This window comes from Pseudomonas rhodesiae, assembly GCF_013285305.1.
Taxonomy (GTDB): Bacteria; Pseudomonadota; Gammaproteobacteria; order Pseudomonadales; family Pseudomonadaceae; genus Aquipseudomonas; species Aquipseudomonas rhodesiae.
The window spans coordinates 4,153,322-4,174,093 of sequence record NZ_CP054205.1; the positions used below are offsets into that span (position 1 = coordinate 4,153,322).

The window sequence follows — 20,772 nt, forward strand, 5'->3', positions numbered from 1 at the left end:
AAAAAAGAGGCCTTCAAGAAGGCCTCTTTTTTATTGCCAGTTAATCAGTCCGGCTTACCGTCCACCACACCGGCGGTGTTATCCAACAGGCTCTTGGTCGCGGTCTGCAGGAACGACTCAAGTTTCTGCTTGAGGGCCGCCTCATCCGAAGACTCCGGAATCAGTTTGCCGGTCGGGTTGGCACCCAACTCGTACTGCCACAACTTCGGTGGCATTTCCTTGGGCAGTACCAGGATGCGGTCCGCAGTGACCAATGCCACGGTCTGATCGCTGCCCGAAGGCTTGATCACGCCGAAGCCCTTGTCGCCTTCCGGCAGGTTGAGCAGGTCGCGGCCCCAGCACTGGTGCAGAGTTTCCCCACCCAGGCGGCCCATGATGGTTGGCACGATGTCGATCTGCGTCCCCACAGTGTGGTCGCGCTCGCCAAACTTTTCCTGCATGCCCGGCGCAATCATCAGCATCGGCACGTTGAAGCGGCCCAGGTCCATCTCAGTGATTTGCTGTTCGTTGCCGAAGCCGTGGTCGCCGACGATCACGAACAAGGTTTCCTTGAAATACGGTTCCTTGCGCGCCTGCTCGAAGAACTGGCCCAGGGCCCAGTCGGAGTAACGCATGGCGGTCAAGTGCTCGTTAAGGCTGCCACGGTCAGTGACTTTCTCCACCGGCAACGGCGTCGGCAACGCGTACGGCGTGTGGTTGGACAGGGTTTGCAGCAGCGCGTAGAACGGCTTGCCGCCTTCACGGGCCTTCAGCTCTTGCAGGCCACGGTTGAACATATCCTGGTCGGACACGCCCCACGTCGGGTCGGAGAATACCGGGTCGACGAAGTCATTGCGGCCAATGAAGTTGGTCATGCCCTGGTTGCTGAAGAAGCCAGACTGGTTGTCCCAGGCGAAGTCGCCGTTGTAGACATACACGTCGTCAAACTTGCGAGCGCTGAGCAACTGCGGCAGGCCCGACAGTTTGTGGCTGCCTTCGGGGGTCTGCATCAGGTATTCGAAACCCGGCAGGTTCGGGAAGCAGGCCATGGTGGCAAACATGCCCTGGTGGGTATGGGTGCCGTTGGAGAAGAAGCGGTCGAACAGCAGGCCTTCCTTGGACAATTTGTCGAAGTACGGCGTGATGTTGCCCGGACGGCCCAGCGCGCCCACCGAGTGGCCGGCGAAGCTTTCCATCAGGATCACCACGACGTTCTTGATCGGCAGGGTTTTCTCGGCCGGTGGCAGGAAGTTACGGCGCACAGCGGCGGTGTCGGTATCCACCAATTTTTCCGTCGGCAGCACCAGCATGTCGCGCACGGTCTGGGTCGCCAGCGGCTGCTCCAGGGTGGCTTTCCAAATATTGGTGCGGTCTTCGGAGAAGCGCGACTTGGCCGCCGCAATCAGTGACAGCGTGCCATTGAGGCCCAACTGGTTAGCGAAGTTGGACTCGGTGGTGTACACGTCGCCCCAGCGCAGCGGCGGGCCCTGGCGCAGGGTGCCACGGGCGGCGACCACGGCCACCAGCAGGCACACCACGAACACGGCGATGCGCGAATACCACGGCGCCACTTGGCGCGTACCGATGCTGCCGCCGCTGAACGGGCCGCGCGGGCGCGTGGCGCGGTCGGCGCCTTTGAAGGCCATGCTCAGGATCAGCGTACCCACGGCCCACGCCAGCAGGTAACGCACCACCGGGAAACCGTACCAGAGCATGCTCATCACGGTTTTCGGATCTTCCTTCACATATTGGAAGACCAGGCCGTTGAGGCGCTGGTGGAACTCGCGATAGAAGTCCATTTCCATCAGGCCCAGGAACAGGGCGATGCTGGACGCGACGGTCAACCACAAACGGAAGAACCCACGCGCGGCCATCGCGCGCACGCTGAACAGCGCCAGCAACAGCGGAATGCTCAGGTACACCACCAAGCGCAGGTCCAGGCGCAGGCCGTTGCCGAACGCTTCAAGGAAGGTCGAGGCCGGTGTGTCGAGGATCATCTCGCGGTTGTATACCAGAAGCGCCAGGCGCAGCAGGGAGAACATCACCATCATGACCAGTGCGCAGAGCAGCGTGTATGCCAGATGGGATTTGACGGTCGGTTGCAGCAGACGAGTCGAGGCTCGCTGCTGGCTCAGGGCGTCCGGGTTTGCCATGTCGTTTCAGGACCCATTGGAAGTTGAAGTGACGAAGTATTGCGTGGCGCGAATGGTGCCCGATCAAGGCCGGCAAGGCTATTAAATTACTGAACGGGGAGCTTTACCGCGCCTTGATTGGCGCGCAGCTGGAACCGGGGGGGAATTGTCTTGGAGGGAATGTGAAAATTCCGTGCAACGCATATTTCGATACACAAATTTCTAGATCGGACGGCAAGCCCGTGTGGGAGGGAGTGGCTCCCTCTCACACATAGCCCCTGAACGCCGTGGTCAGATCCGCACGTTACCGCGCGGGCCGGCGATCGCCCAGATAATCAGGCCCAGTACCGGCAGCAGCAGGATCAGCAGGATCCACAACACCTTGGCCCCGGTGCTGGCGCCGCTTTTGAAGACGTTGATGATCGCCCAGATATCCAGCGCGAGGATGATCAGGCCGATCAGGCCATTGAACGTGGAACCCATGGTGTCGCTCCTAAGTGAGGGCATGCCCTTGTAGGATAGTCAGCCCCTGCCAGGGTTCCGTTTTATTTCAGACATGTACGGCGATTTTCAGGGCTTCCAGGGACGGCTCGGCCTTTATCCCGACCTCGGCGCACAACTCCAACACCCGTGGCAAGGCATTGCCGTAGACCAGCACCAACTGAATCTCGTCATCCAGCAAGTGGCTGAAGTTCACCAGCACATAGCCGCCGTCTTCCTGGCTCAGGGCGCTCATCTGCACCTGGATGCGATTGAGCGCGGTCAGCGCTTCGGTCTTGGCCAGTTGTTTGGCCTTGAGGTTGAACGCCACGCCCGGCCCAAACGACGCGACGATCTGGGCAAACAGGTCGCCATAAGTGTCAGCCTGGAACAGCACCGTGTCCGGCAGGCTGCCGACCACCACCCACTCCCCGAGAGGGATCGGGAAAGTGTCGTCGTAGTTGATATCCGGGTTGGCCGCCAGAAAGGCCACCGGATCGGCGTAAGCCTGGGCGGCCTCCTCGGCGATGCGCGCCACCTCATCCTCGCCCATGACGCCGGCGCTGATGTGGCTGATGAGTTCGACGAGGGCGGTTTTCATGGGGCGTTCCTGTTGCAGGCTGATCTTCGAGGGCGCAAAGCCTACACCAGATTCTGCAAACGCGCCGCCGTATCCATCGCGCCCATGGTCTGCGCCGCTGCCAAAGCGGTGGCGCCCTGGGCGTCGGTGGCCTTGGGGTTGGCGCCCTGGGCGAGCAGGTAGTCGAGCATTTCGACGCGATTGAACATTGCCGCCATCATCAACGCGGTGCGACCGTCCGAAGACGCGGCCTCCACCGGCGTGCCGCCTTCGATCAAGGCCTTGACCACGGGCAGGTTGCCTTTGAACGCCGCGCCGGCAATCGGCAATTGGTTCTTATCGTTAGCGATCAACGGGTCGGCCTTGAACTCCAGCAGCACTTTGACCGCCTCGGCGTGACCGTGGTAGGCCGCCAGCATCAGCAAGGTGTCGCCATTGTGATTGCGAAAGTTGGCCGGCAAGCCCTTAGCCAGCAGCGCGGCGAGCATGGCGGCATCGCCTTTGCGAGCCACATCGAAAACCTGCTCGGCAAATTCGGCGGCTTCGTCTTCGGTCATTTGTTTGGGGGCAGACATGGGGGGCTCCTTGGCGGGTGCGAATTCAAGTACAGAATATGGCGCCCAGTGTCGCGATGGAGTTCCCCACTGTCATGGCTTTTTTGTCAAAAGTGTCCATAGACACACTCAATCAATAGCGGAAATGGCCACCCTGAATCTGCGCCAATAGCTCGCCAGTGATCGGCACGTAGCCATCCGACCCCGGCAGCCAGGCATACACCGGGTCGTTGCCCGCCTTGGCCGGGTCGAAAGCCTCTTCCTTGAGCCGCACCTTCTGGTACTTGAATGTGCCGGTGGTTTCCATCTGCACCTTGATCCGCAGGAACAGCGGCACTGCGTAAGGGGGCAACTGGCCGTGGGCGAATTGCAGCAGTTCACGCATGTCCAGCGCGGCCAGGGACTCGCTGGGGGTGATGGCGACCATGCCGGCGCGGCCATTGGTGTTGTCGATTTCCACTCCGTAGGCCACCACTTCAGCAATCTGCGGGTGTTGCAGCAGGACGTTTTCGACTTCGGTGGTGGAGACGTTTTCTCCTTTCCAGCGATAGGTGTCCCCCAGGCGATCGACGAACTGCGCGTGGCCGAAACCGATGCTGCGTAATAGATCGCCGGTGTTGAAGTACCGGTCGCCCGGTTCGAAGACGTCGGTGAGGATGACCTTGCGGTTTTTTTCTGGGTCGGTGTAGCCGTCGAAGGGCGACTTGTCATCGATCCTGGCCAGCAGCAGCCCCTGCCCGCCCGTCTGGACCTTGCGCATGAAGCCATCGCCGCCACGGATCGGTTCGCCGCTGTCGTGGGCGTAGTCCACCAGCGCCCAGTGCTGCAGGCAAAAACCGATGGTGTTGTCGAAATTCAACACATTGGTGAAGCCGATGTTGCCGTCGCTGGCGGCGTACAGCTCGCAGATATGAGCCACGCCATAGCGGGCCTTGAACTGCGCCCACACGCCGGGGCGCAGGCCATTGCCGACCATCTTGGTGACGCGGTTGTCGCGGTCGTTTTCGCTGGGCGGCTGGTCGAGCAGGTAACGGCACAACTCGCCCACGTAGCCCAGGGTGGTGGCATTGAACTTGCGCGCATCGTCCCAGAACTGACTGGCGCTGAACTTGCGACGGATGGCGAACCCCGACGCGCCGACAATCGCCGAGCCCCAGCACACACATAGGCCGGTGGCGTGGTACAGCGGCAAGGTGCAATACAGGACGTCGTCGGGGCCCATGTCCAGGGCGATGCGGCCGAAACTCACGGCGGTCTTGGTCCAGCGTCCATGTTTCATGATGCCGGCCTTGGGCAGGCCAGTAGTGCCGGAGGTGTAGATATAGAAGCAGGGGTCGTTGAAGAACACCTGAGCGGTGCTGGCAGGGTTAGCCTGCGAGCAGTCGGCGCTGGCTGCGATCAGGTCGACATAGCCCTCGGGCAGCGGCGCTTGCGTCTGATCAGGCACGAACCATGTCCGTTCGGCCTGGATCGGCACCTGATTGCGCACCGCGTCATAAGCACCGAGCAATTCCGCGCCGACCACGATCGCCACCGGGCTGACCAGGTTAAGGCTGTGCACCAGCGTCGCCTGGGTTTGCGCGGTGTTGACCATCGCGCAGATGCCGCCCAGCTTGGCCACGGCCAGTACGCACAGCAATAATTCCGGGCGGTTTTCGATAAACAGCGCCACCACATCGCCCTTGCCAATGCCTTGGGCGTGTAAGTGGTGGGCGATCCGATTGGCCTGTCGGTTGACATTGGCGTAACTGAGCACGCGGTCGCCGTACAGCACCGCGCTGCCGTCGGGGTTGCGCAAGGTGGCTTGTTCAAACTCCCAACCCAGCCCGCAAGCTTGGCCGGGGTCGGTGACATTCGCCGCGCGCATGCCGCGCACCACGCGCGGCAAAGCGCGAACAATGGCGGGCACCTTACGCAGCATCTTGCCCCAGGTGATCATGTCGTCATGCGGAGGGTTCATGGCGGAACGTCCTTTTTCTTATTCTTCGTATGATCCGCACACAGCAGCATCACCGTAGGAAGCTGCTAAATGCCTTGCAGGAAAATACGTCAGCCCTTCTTCAGCTGTACACGCAGGATTTGAAAAGTTTTGTATCCCGACGGATGCGCTCGGGAAAAGGGAATTTAGCCGCGCTTAAACAGTCTTTAAACGTAATGAGGCGCCAGTGGCACCGCGCCGGGTAACGCAAAATGCAGGATGCATGATGGCCATTCATGCAAATTGCACGAAAACGAAAATTTCTATTTTTTATAACACACTGATTTATAAGGATTTTTTAGTATTCGTTAAGCTGGCACAATCGCTGCACTTATCACTCCATGCTTGCCCACTTGAGCCAATGGAGCTGATAAACATGAGCCTGATCCAAGATAAATTCGCTTCGGTATTTTCCAACTACGACGTCACCACTCAGCCTCGTCCGGACGGCGGCATCCTGTTGACCTTGCGTAACAGTGAAGGCAAGCAGGTCAAACGCTCGATCTCTTATCAGCAATTGCATACTGCCGACCAACTGACCTGGGTGATCAGCGCCATCCGTCGTGACCTGGCTGAGCAGGCCAGTGAGCTGCCGCAGATCTCCATGCTGCAAAGCCAGAATCGTTTCGCCCTGCCGACCTACCATTCCGCGTAAGTCAGCCGCGCACAAAAAGGGCCGCGACGCCGTTGAGCGTCGCGGCCCTTTTTTATGGGCTTAACACAGGCCCTGGCGCGCGGCTTCGTTCATGGCCTGTACGCGGTTGTTGACCTGCAACTTGCCGTAGATGTTGCGCAAGTGGAACTTCACCGTGGCCTCGGAGGTGCAGCGAATCTGGCTGATCTCCCAGACGGTCTTGCCTTCGGAAGCCCATCGCAGGATTTCCAACTCCGACGGCGTCAGCGGCTTACCCCATAAATTAAGGCGTCTTCTGACGGCATTGGGCACGGTATACGACGACTCAAACGACTCCTCTGGGCGATTCATTGCGTCTCTCCTTTTTATTGGCTAATGCCCGATCACCCTTCGGATTCCTCCTATTGACAGGTGACATAAACACTGAGGCCGCAGAAGAGTTACACAACCCATGCACGTCGTGGGCAGGGGTCCGCATAAACAGCAGAGCCCTACAGATAACTAAGCCACTTCCCACAGCAATTTCAAATTTGCCGGGGTTGAAGATCCTATTCGTAGAGGTTAGTCGTCCAAACCCGGAAAGCGTTCGGCGAAAGTATCGCCCGTCAACGCAGGCTTAGCGCCCTCGGCACTGTTGAACAACCGCAGCATGACAAAATGCCCATGCTCGCCCTGATCAAACCAATGCGCCATGCCGGCCGGAATCACCAACAGATCGTTTTTTTCGCAGCGTACGCTGTAGACGTAATCGCCAACATGCAGGCTGAACAGCCCCTGCCCCGCGATAAAGAAGTGGGCGTGGGCTTCGCGGCAACGTTGCTCGGCAAGCGGCGGGCGCGGGTCGATGACTGTGAGCACCTCGACGTTGGCATACCCCAGATCATTGATCGGCGCCTTATACGCCTCGATCAGCGCGCTATCGGTGGCGCCCTTCTCGATCGCGGCCGGTTGCCAGCGCTCGAAGCGCACGCCGTGCTCGGCCAGGGTGCTGGCGATATCGTCGAGATGGGTCAGCACCTTGTTCGGCGTATCCGGTGTAGCGACGTGGTAGACGGCGACATAACTCATTGAAGGGTTCCTTGGTTCTGCTCGTGCAATCGAAAGCCGATGATAACGGCCGCAGCCAGGGCGGCGACGCTGGCAAGACTAAAGGTGAAGGCCGGGCCCAGCAGGTTCCAGCTGTAGCCGGCATACAGCGCGCCCAAGGCTCCGCCGGTGCCGGACAATGCGGCGTACAGCGCCTGGCCCTGGCCCTGTTGTTTAGCCCCGAAGCTGCGCTGCACAAAGGCAATCGCCGCCGCATGGAAACTGCCGAAGGTAGCCGCATGCAGCACCTGCGCCAGCAGCAGCACCCAAAAGAATTCGGCCAATGTGCCTAGCAATACCCAGCGCAGCGCCGCCAGCAGAAAACTCGCCAGCAGCACCCGGCGCAGCGAAAAGCGCGTAAGGATACGGCTCATGCCCAGAAACATCAGCACTTCGGCCACCACTCCCAGCGCCCACAACAACCCGATCACGCCCCGGCTGTAACCCAAGTGTTCGAGGTGCAAGGTCAAGAAGGTGTAATACGGGCCATGGCTCATCTGCATCAGCGCCACACAGGCGTAGAACGCCAGCACGCCGGGGCTGCGCAGTTGCTTGAGGAATCCATCCCCGGCCAGGCGATTGCCGTGGTTGGCCGGCTGTGCATTCGGCACCCACAGGCTGGCACCGATGATGCCGGCCATGATCACCACGACCACCACCGGGTAGATGTCCAGGCTCAGCCAGTCGAACAGGCGGCCCATGATGACCACGGTAAGAATGAAACCGATGGAGCCCCAAAGGCGGATCTGGCTGTAGCGCGAGGTGTGTTTTTGCAGATGGGCCAGGGTGATCACTTCAAACTGCGGCAGCACTGCGTGCCAGAAGAACGCATGCAGCGCCATCACCAGCGCCAGCCAGGCATAGGTGTGGCTGACGAAAATCAGCGAGAAGCTCAGCAACGTGCACACCGCGCCAAAACGCACGATGGCCAGGCGGCGGCCGGTGTAATCCCCCAGCCAGCCCCACAGGTTCGGGGCCACGCAGCGCATCAACATGGGGATGGCCACCAGCTCGCCGATGCGCGCGCTGGAGAACCCCAGGTGATCGAAGTACAGCGCCAGGAACGGCGCGGTGGCGCCCAGCAGGGCGAAGTAGAACAGGTAGAAGCTGGAAAGGCGCCAGTACGGGATCAGCATGGTGTGGGGGGCTGCTTGGCAGCCCGGCGCGAGCAAGCTCGCTCACCACAACCATTTTGCTTACCACAGCCAATATTGCGGACGGTCACAGCTGGCCCAGTACCGGGGTCGTCACCTGCACGTCGGCGTTCTGCCCGCGATTGCGCAGCAGGTGGTCCATCAGCACGATGGCCATCATCGCTTCCGCGATCGGCGTGGCGCGGATGCCGACGCAGGGGTCGTGACGGCCTTTGGTGATCACGTCCACCGGGTTGCCGTGCACGTCAATCGAACGGCCCGGAGTGGTGATGCTGGAGGTGGCCTTGAGGGCCAGGTGCGCGACGATGGGCTGACCGGACGAAATACCTCCGAGAATGCCACCCGCGTTATTGCTGAGAAACCCTTGGGGCGTCAGCTCATCGCGATGCTCGGTGCCGCGCTGGGCGACACAGGCGAAACCGGCGCCGATTTCCACGCCCTTGACCGCGTTGATGCTCATCAGCGCATGGGCCAGCTCAGCGTCGAGGCGGTCGAAAATCGGCTCGCCCAGGCCCGGCTTGACGCCTTCGGCGACCACGGTGATCTTGGCACCAACCGAGTCCTGGTCACGGCGCAGCTGATCCATATAGGCCTCCAGCTCCGGGACTTTGTCCGGGTCGGGGCAGAAAAACGCGTTGTCTTCCACGCTGTCCCAGGTCTTGAACGGGATTTCAATCGGGCCCAACTGGCTCATGTAGCCACGGATCAAGATGCCCTGGGTCGCCAGGTATTTCTTGGCGATGGCCCCGGCCGCCACGCGCATGGCGGTTTCCCGGGCCGAGCTGCGGCCGCCGCCACGGTAGTCGCGCTCGCCATATTTGTGGTGGTAGGTGTAGTCGGCGTGGGCCGGGCGGAACAGGTCCTTGATCGCCGAATAGTCCTTGGACTTCTGGTCGGTATTGCGAATCAGCAGGCCGATGGCGCAGCCGGTGGTGCGACCTTCGAACACGCCGGAGAGGATCTCGACCTCGTCGGGTTCCTGGCGCTGGGTGGTGTGGCGGCTGGTGCCGGGTTTGCGGCGGTCGAGGTCACGCTGCAGGTCGTCCAGGGTCAACTCAAGGCCGGGCGGGCAGCCGTCGACAATGGCGACCAACGCCGGGCCATGGCTTTCGCCCGCGGTGGTGACAGTGAACAGCTTGCCGAAGGTATTGCCGGACATGCAGGGCGCTCCGTGAAATCAGTTGTAATCACTCAGGGGTGATAACCAAGCGCGCCAGTATACGCGGGCACACCGACTAGTTCATCCTCGAAACCTTACCGGTCGGCATGGGTCCAACCGGCACTTCCCTGATGATGGCGCGATGATGCTGCGAGTTTTGCTGTTTACCCTCACCCTCTTGACCACCTTGGCCCACGCCGCGTCCCCTGTTGTCCTACAACGGCCCATCAGCCTCGACACCGGCAGTGGCAAGCTATTCGGCTCGTTGTTGCTGCCGCAGTCCGACAGCCCGGTGCCAGTGGTATTGATCATCGCCGGTTCCGGCCCCACCGACCGCAACGGCAACAGCGCCGACGGCGCGCGCAACGATAGTCTCAAGCGCCTGGCCTGGGTGTTGGCCCGGCACAATATCGCCAGCGTGCGCTACGACAAGCGCGGCGTGGCCGCCAGCCTGGCCGCGACCCCGGACGAACGCAACCTGACCCTGGATGCCTACGTCGCCGACGCGGTGGCGTGGGGCAACCTGCTCAAGGCCGACAAGCGCATGGGCCCATTGATCGTACTGGGCCATAGTGAAGGTGCACTGGTGGCCGCGCTGGCCGCGCCGCAGTTGCAGCCTGCCGGGGTGATTTCCCTGTCCGGCAGCGCGCGCCCGGTGGATCAAGTGATCCGCCAGCAACTGGCCGATCACCTGCCCCCTGCCCTGCTGTTACGCAGCAATGAAATCCTCGATCACCTCAAGGCCGGCCAGGTGGACGCCGATGTGCCTGGCCCGCTGCAAGGCATTTTCCGACCCAGTGTGCAGCCGTATCTGATCAGCCTGTTCCGCGCCGATCCCTCGGCCGCGTTCGCCAAGCTGAGCGTGCCGGCGCTGATCATCCAGGGCACCCACGATATCCAAGTGGGCGTGGGCGATGCCCGGCAACTCAAGCAGGCCAAGCCCGACGCGCAACTGGTGGTGATCGACGGCATGAATCATGTGATGCGCATCGTGCCCAAGGAAGTGAAACAGCAACTGGCTTCCTACAACGACCCGCAATTGCCCCTTGCCGCTGAACTGGGCAAGCGCATCGTGAGCTTTATCGACGGACTTCAATCCCGTTAAGCAACAAATGGCCTCCAGTCCTGGCAAATCCGGCCGATAAGCCCAGGGTCGACAGTAAAAAGACCGTCGACTCGCTGGGCCTGGACAGGATCGCACCGCATGACAACCACAGAAGCACTACCCGAACCGACCGCCGACACCTCGGCCGCAACACCCGAGGCCGCCGACACGGCGCCTTTGCCATGGGCGGACGTTCAAGCCGAACATTTCAAGATGCTGCGCCTGGCTCCCCTGGCCACCGACCGCGCTACCGGTGCGCGGCCGTTGCGGTTTGTGCAGTTCGGCTATGCCGAGCGCAACGACAAACACCACAGTCTTTTGCGCATGGTCATCCAACTACCCGGTCAGCGCGTGCGCCGCGAGCAGAACCATTTGGATGTGTGGGTCGACCACGATAAACATCGCGTGCATTTCGGCCCCGGCAACAGCCTGGAAATCGAGCCGCCCAACCGTGGCATCGGTCGATTCCTGGTGGCCCAGGCCGCGGCTTGGGCGAAAAAGCACTGGTCCCATTACCGCGTCGATGGCGTCGACCTTTCTAACAAGGACGCCCTCAACGAATCCACGCGCCTGCGCCGCGATCACTTTTTGCGCATCCAGGGTTTCGATGTGGCCTACGCCGATGTGCAGCACCTCAAAGGCAACGTACAGCCCGGTAAGGTCAGCGCGGTGCTGGACAGTTGGAACACCGAGAAGGTGCAGTTCGTGGAAATCCTCGAAGCCGCACAGATGCTGCAGCAGGCCGAGCAGAATCTGCTGGAACAGGAAGTGAAGCTGCGAAAGGAAGAAGAAAAGGTCACCAAGTTCAAGCGCGAAGACAGCGGCTTGCGCTTTACGATTACCTGCCTGGTGGCGTTTACGGTGTTTCAGGCGGGGTTGTTGATCTGGATTGCGACGCACCGATAGCCGTTTGAAAGGCGATCGATGTGGGAGGAGGCCCCCTCCCACATCTTTAACGGTGGTCCCGCCGTTACACCTTGGCGGCGAACACCGCTTGATGGGTGCGGCACTGTTCGGCGGTCAACATAAACACACCGTGCCCGCCACGCTGGAACTCCAGCCAGGCGAAATCCACCTCCGGGTACAACGTTTCGACGTGAACCTGGCTGTTACCGACCTCGACAATCAACAGGCCTTTCTCCGTAAGGTGGTCCGCCGCTTCGGCCAACATGCGTCGCACCAGGTTCAGGCCGTCGTCGCCACAGGCCAGGCCCAGCTCCGGTTCGTGCTGGTACTCGTCTGGCATGTCGGCAAAATCCTCGGCGTCCACATACGGCGGGTTGGAGACGATCAGGTCGAACCGCTGGCCCGGCAGGCCGTCGAAGCCGTCGCCCTGCACGGTGTACACGCGCTCGTCGACGCCATGACGCTCGATGTTCTGGTTGGCCACTTCCAGGGCTTCAAAGGACAGATCCCCCAACACCACTTCGGCGTCCTGGAATTCGTAAGCGCAGGCGATGCCGATGCACCCGGAGCCGGTGCACAGGTCGAGAATGCGCGCCGGCGGTTGGGCCAGCCAGGGTTCGAAGCGGTTTTCGATCAGTTCGCCAATCGGTGAGCGCGGGATCAGCACGCGTTCATCGACGATAAACGACATGCCGCAGAACCACGCCTCACCCAGCAGGTAAGCGGTGGGCACGCGTTCATGGATGCGACGATGCAGCAGGCGCTGTACGTGGGAGATTTCCTCTTCTTCGAGGTTGCAGTCCAGGTAGCTGTCGGCCATTTCCCAAGGCAGGTGCAAGGCGCCGAGTACCAACTGGCGGGCTTCGTCCCAGGCATTGTCGGTGCCATGCCCGAAAAACAGCTCTTCCCCATGGAAACGGCTGACAGCCCAACGGATATGGTCGCGCAAGGTGCGCAGGCGGGAAGTGATCACGGGGCAGACTCCTGGAAAAAACGACTGGCGATTCTAACAGCCTTCGCCTGTACCGACGATGTACGAAAAACCTGGCGCCGTACGTCGGTTTTCATCCAAATTGCCAGTATTGCGCCCAACACGTCCACCTCTTGACATCGCTGCACGCCAGCAACGGCGTACCTTACGATCGTAGCGATTCACAGAAGCGCTCAGCCAGTGGACAATGTCGCAAACGCCCCCCTCACAGGAGCCCCAGAATGTCCGTTCCAAAGACGATGTTTCAACTCAGCGGTCGTGGTTACGCAGCTGCCAATCTCAGCCATGCGACCCTTGTGATCATCGACGCCCAGAAGGAATACCTCAGCGGCCCGCTCGCCCTCTCGGGCATGGACGCGGCCGTGGCCAATATCAAGCAATTGTTCGCGGCGGCGCGCGAAGCCGGGCGCCCTATCGTGCATGTGCGCCACCTGGGCACCGTGGGCGGCCTGTTCGACCCACAAGGTGAGCGCGGTGAATTCATCCCGGGCCTGGAACCTGTCGCTGACGAAACCATTATCGGCAAGCTGCTGCCCAGCGCGTTCCACGGCACCGAACTGCTCGACTGCCTGCAGAACCTGGGTTCCCTGGATCTGATCGTCTGCGGGTTCATGAGCCACTCCAGCGTCAGCACCACGGTGCGCGCCGCCAAGAACCTGGGCTTTCGCTGCACCCTGGTGGAAGACGCCTGCGCCACCCGCGACCTGCCGTACAAAGGCGGCGTGCTGAGCGCCGAGCAGGTGCAGCAAACCGAAATGGCCATCATGGCCGACAACTTCGCCACCCTCGCTTTGACCAAAGATCTGATCTGATCGCCGCCGGGATGAGCGGCGGGTTTATTGCCCCGCTCATCCGCTAAGCCCTTTCATTTGGCGCATTTACCCCTGCCCCCGGAACAAGCCGGGTATCTTCCGGTCGAAGGGCCGATACCCTGGAGGAAAGGTCGGGATGAAGATATCCGATGGTTTTGACGCTCGTCGCTTGCGCCCCAAGGGCCCGAGCAATTGGCGTCTGCGCTTGGTGGCCGGCATTGCCGCGCTGCTGGCGATTGTAGGTGTGCTGTTGGCGGGCGCCGGTGGCGCTGGTCTGTTTGGCCATTCGCCGGCCCTGGGCGAATTGAATGCCAGCCCGGGCGGTTCTGCCTTGCTGTTGGGCATTGGCCTGCTGGTGCTGTGGTTGGGTGTGTGGTTGTGGCGCCGCAGCCGACGCCGCATGCGGCAGCCGCTGTCGTTGAACATTGCCTCACACCTGATGAAGAAGCACGACTAGTGGCGCTTGGATAGCGTTTCCTGCGCCCGGCCGCCGCGATTTAGGTAAACTGCCCGCCCTTCGCGGAGGCTGACATGCAAGACGACGATTTTTCACTGTTCAAAAACGAGCTGCGCGGCGTCAAGCCGATCAAGCATGACCGTGCCGACACCGGTAAGCCCAAGACCGATCGCGCGCAGATCGCCAAACTGCGCCAGGCCGCGACCGTGCGCACCGACGCCACCACCGTGGATGGCCTGTCGGACCAGTTCGTCATCGACGTCGGCCCCGAAGACGAGCTGATGTGGGCCCGCGACGGCGTGCAGGAAAGCCAGATGCGCAAGCTCAAGGCCGGCCAGATCCCTTTCGAAGGCAGCCTTGACCTGCACGGCATGACCGTGGAAAAAGCCCGGGAAACCCTATGGGCCTTCCTCGCCGAAGCCACCAAGTTCGAAATCCGCTGCGTGCGCGTTACCCATGGCAAAGCCGTGCGGCTCGACGGTAAGCGGCCAATGATCAAGAGCCACGTCAATACCTGGCTGCGTCAGCACACACAAGTACTCGGCTTCACCTCCTGCCAGGCCCGCCACGGCGGCGCGGGGGCGGTGTATGTGATGCTCAAGCGGACCATGATGGAAGGGCGTGACGAGTAGGTAATTCAACAAAAAGCCCAGCGGATTAGCTGGGCTTTAAAGGAGCCTCTCAGAGGTTCAACTGTCGAAAAGCTCTCTTGCTTTCTTCTCCCTCGCCTGCAAGATCATTTCTTTTTGCAGAGTTATCGCAGCATTGGCGACACAACGGTATACCGCACGCCTTTCCTCCACCGAACCACTTCGAAAAAAATCCGACATCGTGGTTGAAGACGTCCCTATGACTTCTGTGACTTCACCTTTCATAAGGCTACTCCGGTCAAGATTTGCTCAAGTTGGTCTGGATGGTAGGGCTGCCTGACCAGTTCGTCAATTTCCTCGGCCGATAGATCGATGCCAATTTCCGCCTCGCCTCCATCGGTATCTTTAATAAGAACATCGACTTGCAGATGTCCCAGAAACTCTCGCTTCAATCCGCACACTGTCGTCTTTGAGGCATAAAATTGACGGATGAACTCCTTACACGGAATGTTTCGACCTTCTACCGCCTCCCGTGCCAGCACAAACTCCCAGGCAAGCTCAGGTTTTTGATAAACATAAATGATTTGTGCAGACCTGTTTTCCTTATCCAGCGCGCGCTGAATGTTCTTACGAGCCACTGCGAAATTCGCCAACGTCCCGTCCAACAAGAAGGACTGGTTCTGCTGATAAACCAAGTCTATGGTCCGTTCGACCATCAAAGTTACGCCACGTTGAAACAGGCTGGAGTTCGCTCCGTTGTATTCAGGAAAATAAACCCGAAAATCATCGGGGTCTATTCGCAATGCGCTAGTCCCGCCATCCTCCATCAAGCGAATAAAGGATTTAGAGACTTCTGTCTTCCCCGCCCCCGGAGAGCCGGCCATAAATACCGACACTGGGCAGCGTTCACCCGGATATTTAGTCAAGCAGGCCAACTCACGCGCGATACGCGTGCGATTTGCCTTGGCAAGATCAGCGCACGCTCGGAAACACTACGATCCTGCAAGGTCATCAGTTCCTGCCTCTGAACGGAGGTCGACTCTAGCACTGACATCGCCCAGGAATACAACTGTCCGCGTACCTAGGCTACTATGTGCGCCACATTAACTGCTGCCGCTGCATACGGCGCAGCGCTCCATCTTGGTACAGGCATACACCGTACCGTCCTGAAACCCATACGGAAACAGTCCTGTGACACTGGAACAGAATTACACCGCGATCCTCGGCCAACTCGGCGAGGACGTTTCCCGCGAGGGCCTGCTCGACACGCCCAAGCGCGCCGCCAAGGCGATGCAATACCTTTGCCGCGGTTATGAACAGACGCTCGAAGAAGTCACCAACGGTGCCTTGTTCAGTTCCGACAACAGCGAAATGGTGCTGGTCAAGGACATCGAGTTGTACTCGCTGTGCGAACACCACCTGCTGCCGTTCATCGGCAAGGCCCATGTGGCCTATATCCCGAGCGGCAAGGTGTTAGGCCTGTCCAAAGTGGCGCGGATCGTTGATATGTATGCGCGTCGCCTGCAGATCCAGGAAAACCTCAGCCGCCAGATTGCCGATGCAGTGCTGCAGGTGACCGGCGCATTGGGTGTGGCGGTGGTGATCGAGGCCAAGCACATGTGCATGATGATGCGCGGGGTGGAGAAGCAGAATTCGTCGATGATCACTTCGGTGATGCTCGGTGAATTCCGCGAAAACGCAGCCACCCGCAGCGAATTTCTCAGCCTGATCAAGTAAGCGGCTGCGTAGGAAAAGACCGGCGTTCATCGCCGGTTTTTTTTCGCCTGCACAAATCAGGTAAGCTGCGGCCCCTTCTGTGTTGGGCAAGAGGTTTCAGCCATGTTCGTCAAAGCACTTCGAGTGGGCCTCGGCCACGTCATCATCGCGGGCGATTTACTGACCCGTCCCCGTAAAAAGCAGCGCCCCGCCGAGCAACAGGCACAGGTCAACGAAGCGGCCAAGGGCCTGACCCTGTATCAGTTCCACGCCTGCCCGTTCTGCGTGAAGACCCGCCGCACTCTGCATCGCCTGAATGTGCCGGTAGCGCTGAAGGACGCGAAGAACAATGAGCAGGACCGTCAGACCCTGCTGGAGCAAGGCGGCAAGATCAAGGTGCCGTGCCTGCGTATCGAAGAAAACGGCCAGACCACCTGGATGTACGACTCCAAGGTGATCATCGATTACCTGGATAAACGCTTCGCCGCCGTCTGACAGACTTACCGCCCCTTTGCCGGGGTGAGCTCAAGATCCAGCAGCGCCGAGCCCAGACACTTGCCATGGGCATCCAGGGCCAGCGAGCGGGTTACGCCGCCGCGCAGTATCCCCGGCAGCACGAAATTCAGCGCGTGCACATGGGGCAGTTCATAGCGCCGCACCGGTGCCGCGCCTGGGCCGAGCAACCCGGCGAAAAACTCGGCGACCCGTTCGGCGGTGAGCTGTTCGCACAGCCTTGGGTAATCCTCGGCGCGGTAGGCAATGATCGAGATATTCGACGTATCGCCCTTATCGCCGGTACGGGAATGGGCCAGTGTGTGCAGTTTCATGCCTGAATCCTCGGGTTGACCGCGTCACGGGGCAGCAGCAACGAGGCTACCGCTACCACCTGGCGTAGGCTTTTGCTGGCACCGCCGCCGCCGGACGGGCCGTTGGTGTACAGGGTTTCCACCTCGTTGCCGATGCGCACGGCGTCGCTACGCTCTTCACAGCGGGCGGCGACGCGCAGGCGCACTTCCCAGGGCTCCACGCTATTGCGCGGACCGTGCAGCGAGTCGATACCGATCAGTTCGGCGCGTACGTCCTGCATCTTCACTCCCATCAATTCAAGACGCTTGAGCACCACATCCCGCGCCAACTGCGCCCGTGCGACAGCGCCGGGGCCGCCGTAGGACATCTGCCCTTCCCCGATCCAGCCATCCAGATAGCCCACGCTGACCTTCAACTGCGACGGACGCCCACGGCCATCGGCGCCTTGGGCCCGAACGCGATCCACACCCTCGTCGACAAAGCTCACCAGGGAAAAGTCCGCAATCACGTCGGGGGTGAGATAGGCCGCCGGGTCATGCACCTCATAGATCAATTGCTCGGTGCAAGTGGCGCGGCTGACCCGCCCACCGGAACCCGCAACCTTGGTGATCACCGCGCTGCCCTCGGCATCGATCTCGGCCAACGGGAAGCCGAGCCGCGCCAAATCCTCCACGTCCTTGAACCCCGGATCGGCGAAATAGCCGCCGCTGACCTGTCCTGCACATTCGAGCAAGTGCCCCACCAGGGTGCCCCGGCCCAGGCGCGGCCAATCGTCCGCGGCCCAGCCGAATTCAAACATCTGCGGCGCAAGGAACAACGACGGGTCGGCCACACGCCCGGTGATCACCACATCGGCCTCGGCGCGCAGGGCCTCAAGGATCCCATCGACACCCAGGTAGGCGTTCGCCGAGATGACTCGCGCGCCGAGTGAGGCAAGGGTCTGGCCGTTATCCAGCACCTGCTCGGGGCGTAGCAGCGGCAATACGTCGTCGCCGACCACCGCCACAACGTTGAGGTCCAGGCCCAGTTCATCGGCGATGCGCCGTACGTGTTCGGCCGCCGACAGCGGGTTGGCCGCGCCCATATTGGTGATCACCCGCAAACGCCGGCGCCCCGGCTGCGCGCCGACAAACGGCAGCACTCGGCGCATGCGCTCGCCCAGCAGCGGGTCGTAGCCGCCCTGGGGATCGCTGATGCGTGCTTGTTGGGCCAGGGCGATGGTGCGTTCGGCCAGGCATTCAAAAACCAGGTAATCCAAGTCGCCGTGCTCGGCCAGTTCCACGGCCGGTTCAATGCGGTCGCCGGAATAGCCGGCGCCGGAACCGATGCGCAAGGTGTTCATGTCAGATCACTCCCAAAAGCAACGCGGTCAGGGTCATCAACACTGACGCGGCAAACAGAAACGGAATGGTGAAGCGCTGGTGATCGGCCAGTTCGATCTTGCACAGGCCCACCAACAGGAAGGTCGCCGGGGTCAGCGGGCTGACCGGGAAACCGGTGGTGTGCACGCCCAGCAGCGAGGCCTGGGCCACTTGCAGGGGGTCCACGCCGAGGGCCTTGCCGACTTCGGCGATCACCGGCATCACGCCGAAATAGTAGGAATCGGGGTCGAACAGCATGCTAAGAGGCATGGACAAAAAGCCCACCACTGCCGGGATCAGCTTGCCGTGGCCCGCCGGAATCTGCGCCACCGCCACTTCGGCGATGGCCTTGAGCATGCCGGTGCCCTGCATGATGCCGGTGAACACCCCGGCGGCGAGCAGGATACTGGCCATGGTCAAGGCGGTTTTCGCATGGGCGTCGATGCGCGCACGCTGGGCGTCCACGTTCGGGTAATTGATGCACAGCGCCACGACGGTGCCGAGCATGAACATCACCACCGGGTCGACCCAACCGGCAATCATCACCACCATCACCAGCACGGTCAGGATCAGGTTGAGCCAGAACAGCCGTGGGCGCCGCAGCTTGAGGTCGTCCTCGCTGAGTACGCGTTGCGGCACGGCGTCTACCGCAGAACCGGCGCCCAGGCCCAGACGTTTTTCTTCGCGCCGGCCCAGCCACCAGGCGCAGGCGAACACAAAGATCAGCCCCACGATCTGCACGGGAATCAGCGGTTGGAACAAGTCCGCCACCGGCACATGCAGCGCGGCCGAAGAGCGCAGTACCGGGCCGGTCCACGGCAAAAAGTTGACCCCGGCGGCCATGGCGCACACACACGCGAGGATGCGTTTGTCGATGCCCAGCCGCGTGTAGAGCGGCAACATCGCCGGCACCGTCACCAGGAAGGTCACCGCACCGGAGCCGTCCAGGTGCACCAGCAGCGCGAGGGTCGCGGTGCCGACGACAATCCGTGTAGGGCGCGTGCCCACCGTGCGCAGGATGCGGTCAATGATGGGGTCGAGCATGCCTGCGTCGGTCATGATCCCGAAAAACAGGATGGCAAACACGAACATCCCCACAACAGGCGCGACGTTCTTGATTCCGGTGATGATGAAGGCACTGGTTTGCAGGCCGAACCCGCCGAGCAGCGCGGCGATGATCGGCAAAGCGATCAAAGCCACCAGTGGCGAGAGGCGTTTGCTCATGACGGCAATGAGCAGGCACAGGATGGTAATGACACCCAGGGTAGCGAGCATGGGGACTCCAGAGCGGCCTTTGCTGGCCGGTTATTGTTTTCCACGGAGTATTGGAAGCGCGGTAGTCTTTGTAAATTGGAATATTCAGCCCAGCATGTTCGGAAAAACAAAACGATGAAAAATTCGATCCAGCATATCCAAGCGTTTCTCACCGTCGCGCGCACCGGCAGCTTTACCAAGGCCGCCAGCGAACTGAACCTCTCGCCGTCGGCGCTCACCGTGCAAGTGCAGCAATTGGAAGAGTGGCTGGGCATCGCCCTGCTCGACCGCAGCCCGCGCCACGTCAGCCTCACCCCCGCCGGCCAGGAAGCTCGCGGCCCGATGGAAAAACTGCTGCTGGACCTGGATAACATTGTCACCGGCTCGCGCGACCTCGCCGCGTTGCGCCGGGGCGTGGTCACCATTGCCGCCCTGCCCTCGGTGTGCGCCGGTAGCCTGCCCCCGGCGCTGCGTCTGTTCCGCGAGCGCTTTGCCGGGATCGATGTGCGTCTGCACGACGTGGTGGCCCATCGCATTCATGCCCAGGTGCGCGCCGGCGACGTGGACTTTGGCATCGGCGTGCGGGCGCGCTTAAGCCATGGCCTGGATTTCGTGCCGGTGCTCAATGACCGCCTGTGTGCGTTTGTGCCGCTGGATCATCCCTTCGCGGCTTTGCCACGCTTGTCCCTGGAGCAACTGGCGGACCAGCCGATCATCCTCACCGGCCGTGACAGCAGTGTGCGCGAGCAGGTGGACGCGCTGTTCGACCAGACGCGGCTGAGCATGACGGCCGGCATGGAGGCTAACTACATGTCGACGGTGCTGGCCTTGGTGCGTCAGGGATTGGGGATCAGTGTGTTGCCGGAATCGGCGGCAGATAGTTTGGAGGGGTTACAGCGGATCGCCATCGATCATCCCGGGGTAAGCCGGGAGATCGGCCTGATCAGTCGCAGCGGCACAACGCTGAGCCCGGCGGCGCAGCGCTGTTTCGACCTGCTGAGCGATGAGTTATCTGACACCTCATCGAACTGAATGGA

General features: G+C 61.2%; 24 protein-coding genes. 9 read left to right on the plus strand and 15 right to left on the minus strand.

Annotated elements, in window-relative coordinates; all coding sequences use genetic code 11:
* Positions 1-44: 44 nt before the first annotated feature.
* The 5 genes from HRH33_RS18730 to HRH33_RS18750 all read right to left on the minus strand — a co-directional run bounded on the left by HRH33_RS18730 (position 45) and on the right by HRH33_RS18750 (position 5,685).
* Positions 45-2,132, minus strand: coding sequence for an LTA synthase family protein (locus HRH33_RS18730; protein ID WP_167418065.1), 2,088 nt, complete (start codon positions 2,130-2,132; stop codon positions 45-47).
* 270 nt (positions 2,133-2,402) lie between these two features.
* On the minus strand, positions 2,403-2,594 hold the full coding sequence (locus tag HRH33_RS18735) for a PLDc N-terminal domain-containing protein (protein ID WP_003172956.1): 192 nt from the start codon (positions 2,592-2,594) through the stop codon (positions 2,403-2,405).
* Positions 2,595-2,661: 67 nt separating this feature from the next.
* Positions 2,662-3,192, minus strand: a complete 531-nt coding sequence (locus HRH33_RS18740) for a hypothetical protein (protein ID WP_167418066.1) — start codon at positions 3,190-3,192, stop codon at positions 2,662-2,664.
* Between the two features lie 41 nt (positions 3,193-3,233).
* Positions 3,234-3,746 carry an ankyrin repeat domain-containing protein gene (locus HRH33_RS18745; RefSeq protein ID WP_034099327.1) on the minus strand — a complete coding sequence of 171 codons (513 nt, stop codon included), beginning with the start codon at positions 3,744-3,746 and terminating at the stop codon, positions 3,234-3,236.
* A 112-nt stretch (positions 3,747-3,858) separates the two neighbouring features.
* Entirely contained in the window at positions 3,859-5,685 is a 1,827-nt protein-coding gene (locus HRH33_RS18750) for a long-chain-acyl-CoA synthetase (protein WP_167418067.1), read from the minus strand.
* Positions 5,686-6,079: 394 nt separating this feature from the next.
* Between HRH33_RS18750 and HRH33_RS18755 the strand changes: the two genes are divergently transcribed.
* Entirely contained in the window at positions 6,080-6,358 is a 279-nt protein-coding gene (locus HRH33_RS18755; RefSeq protein ID WP_003172952.1) for a DUF3509 domain-containing protein, read from the plus strand.
* Positions 6,359-6,418: 60 nt separating this feature from the next.
* Here HRH33_RS18755 and HRH33_RS18760 read toward each other — a convergent pair whose 3' ends face one another.
* The 4 genes from HRH33_RS18760 to aroC form a co-directional block, all read right to left on the minus strand.
* The gene (locus HRH33_RS18760; RefSeq protein WP_034099331.1) at positions 6,419-6,688 is read right to left on the minus strand and encodes a response regulator transcription factor; all 270 of its coding nucleotides are present in this window, start codon (positions 6,686-6,688) and stop codon (positions 6,419-6,421) included.
* Between the two features lie 210 nt (positions 6,689-6,898).
* A complete protein-coding gene (locus HRH33_RS18765) occupies positions 6,899-7,405 on the minus strand; it encodes an acireductone dioxygenase (RefSeq protein ID WP_167418068.1) in 507 nt (168 codons plus the stop codon).
* Positions 7,402-8,559 carry an MFS transporter gene (locus HRH33_RS18770; RefSeq protein ID WP_167418069.1) on the minus strand — a complete coding sequence of 386 codons (1,158 nt, stop codon included), beginning with the start codon at positions 8,557-8,559 and terminating at the stop codon, positions 7,402-7,404. The genes HRH33_RS18765 and HRH33_RS18770 overlap by 4 nt, the downstream gene beginning before the upstream one ends.
* Positions 8,560-8,644: 85 nt before the next feature.
* Positions 8,645-9,736, minus strand: coding sequence for a chorismate synthase (gene aroC, locus HRH33_RS18775; RefSeq protein ID WP_034099336.1), 1,092 nt, complete (start codon positions 9,734-9,736; stop codon positions 8,645-8,647).
* 142 nt (positions 9,737-9,878) lie between these two features.
* On the opposite strand from aroC, the gene HRH33_RS18780 reads away from it, so the two are divergent.
* Together HRH33_RS18780 and HRH33_RS18785 are read left to right on the plus strand one after the other, a co-directional pair.
* A complete protein-coding gene (locus tag HRH33_RS18780) occupies positions 9,879-10,841 on the plus strand; it encodes an alpha/beta hydrolase (protein WP_167418070.1) in 963 nt (320 codons plus the stop codon).
* A 99-nt stretch (positions 10,842-10,940) separates the two neighbouring features.
* Positions 10,941-11,747: a hypothetical protein gene (locus HRH33_RS18785; protein WP_034099339.1), complete on the plus strand. Its 807-nt coding sequence runs from the start codon at positions 10,941-10,943 to the stop codon at positions 11,745-11,747.
* A gap of 64 nt (positions 11,748-11,811) precedes the next feature.
* Here the strand turns inward: HRH33_RS18785 and prmB are convergent, their stop codons facing one another.
* Positions 11,812-12,720: a 50S ribosomal protein L3 N(5)-glutamine methyltransferase gene (gene prmB, locus HRH33_RS18790; protein ID WP_167418071.1), complete on the minus strand. Its 909-nt coding sequence runs from the start codon at positions 12,718-12,720 to the stop codon at positions 11,812-11,814.
* 239 nt (positions 12,721-12,959) lie between these two features.
* On the opposite strand from prmB, the gene HRH33_RS18795 reads away from it, so the two are divergent.
* The 3 genes from HRH33_RS18795 (at position 12,960) to HRH33_RS18805 (ending at position 14,639) form a co-directional block, all read left to right on the plus strand.
* On the plus strand, positions 12,960-13,550 hold the full coding sequence (locus HRH33_RS18795; RefSeq protein WP_094064898.1) for a cysteine hydrolase family protein: 591 nt from the start codon (positions 12,960-12,962) through the stop codon (positions 13,548-13,550).
* 136 nt (positions 13,551-13,686) lie between these two features.
* Positions 13,687-14,007 carry a hypothetical protein gene (locus HRH33_RS18800; RefSeq protein WP_034099345.1) on the plus strand — a complete coding sequence of 107 codons (321 nt, stop codon included), beginning with the start codon at positions 13,687-13,689 and terminating at the stop codon, positions 14,005-14,007.
* A 74-nt stretch (positions 14,008-14,081) separates the two neighbouring features.
* The gene (locus tag HRH33_RS18805) at positions 14,082-14,639 is read left to right on the plus strand and encodes a Smr/MutS family protein (protein WP_034114655.1); all 558 of its coding nucleotides are present in this window, start codon (positions 14,082-14,084) and stop codon (positions 14,637-14,639) included.
* Positions 14,640-14,696: 57 nt separating this feature from the next.
* Here HRH33_RS18805 and HRH33_RS18810 read toward each other — a convergent pair whose 3' ends face one another.
* A complete protein-coding gene (locus tag HRH33_RS18810; protein WP_040268968.1) occupies positions 14,697-14,882 on the minus strand; it encodes a hypothetical protein in 186 nt (61 codons plus the stop codon).
* Positions 14,879-15,523 carry a zeta toxin family protein gene (locus HRH33_RS18815; protein WP_232925125.1) on the minus strand — a complete coding sequence of 215 codons (645 nt, stop codon included), beginning with the start codon at positions 15,521-15,523 and terminating at the stop codon, positions 14,879-14,881. Before HRH33_RS18815 ends, HRH33_RS18810 begins: the two co-directional genes overlap by 4 nt.
* 265 nt (positions 15,524-15,788) lie before the next feature.
* On the opposite strand from HRH33_RS18815, the gene folE reads away from it, so the two are divergent.
* Complete coding sequence (gene folE / locus HRH33_RS18820) at positions 15,789-16,334, plus strand: GTP cyclohydrolase I FolE (protein WP_003175229.1); 546 nt, start codon at positions 15,789-15,791, stop codon at positions 16,332-16,334.
* A gap of 102 nt (positions 16,335-16,436) precedes the next feature.
* Positions 16,437-16,808: a glutathione S-transferase N-terminal domain-containing protein gene (locus tag HRH33_RS18825; protein ID WP_034114659.1), complete on the plus strand. Its 372-nt coding sequence runs from the start codon at positions 16,437-16,439 to the stop codon at positions 16,806-16,808.
* 5 nt (positions 16,809-16,813) lie between these two features.
* Here HRH33_RS18825 and HRH33_RS18830 read toward each other — a convergent pair whose 3' ends face one another.
* Genes HRH33_RS18830 through HRH33_RS18840 form a run of 3 tightly spaced genes read right to left on the minus strand, consistent with a single transcriptional unit; the run spans position 16,814 to position 19,756 of the window.
* A complete protein-coding gene (locus HRH33_RS18830) occupies positions 16,814-17,140 on the minus strand; it encodes an AtuA-related protein (RefSeq protein ID WP_034099357.1) in 327 nt (108 codons plus the stop codon).
* Positions 17,137-18,462 carry an acyclic terpene utilization AtuA family protein gene (locus tag HRH33_RS18835; RefSeq protein ID WP_167418072.1) on the minus strand — a complete coding sequence of 442 codons (1,326 nt, stop codon included), beginning with the start codon at positions 18,460-18,462 and terminating at the stop codon, positions 17,137-17,139. Before HRH33_RS18835 ends, HRH33_RS18830 begins: the two co-directional genes overlap by 4 nt.
* A gap of 1 nt (position 18,463) precedes the next feature.
* Entirely contained in the window at positions 18,464-19,756 is a 1,293-nt protein-coding gene (locus tag HRH33_RS18840; RefSeq protein WP_167418073.1) for a CitMHS family transporter, read from the minus strand.
* A gap of 114 nt (positions 19,757-19,870) precedes the next feature.
* On the opposite strand from HRH33_RS18840, the gene HRH33_RS18845 reads away from it, so the two are divergent.
* On the plus strand, positions 19,871-20,767 hold the full coding sequence (locus HRH33_RS18845) for a LysR family transcriptional regulator (protein ID WP_167418074.1): 897 nt from the start codon (positions 19,871-19,873) through the stop codon (positions 20,765-20,767).
* Positions 20,768-20,772: the final 5 nt, after the last annotated feature.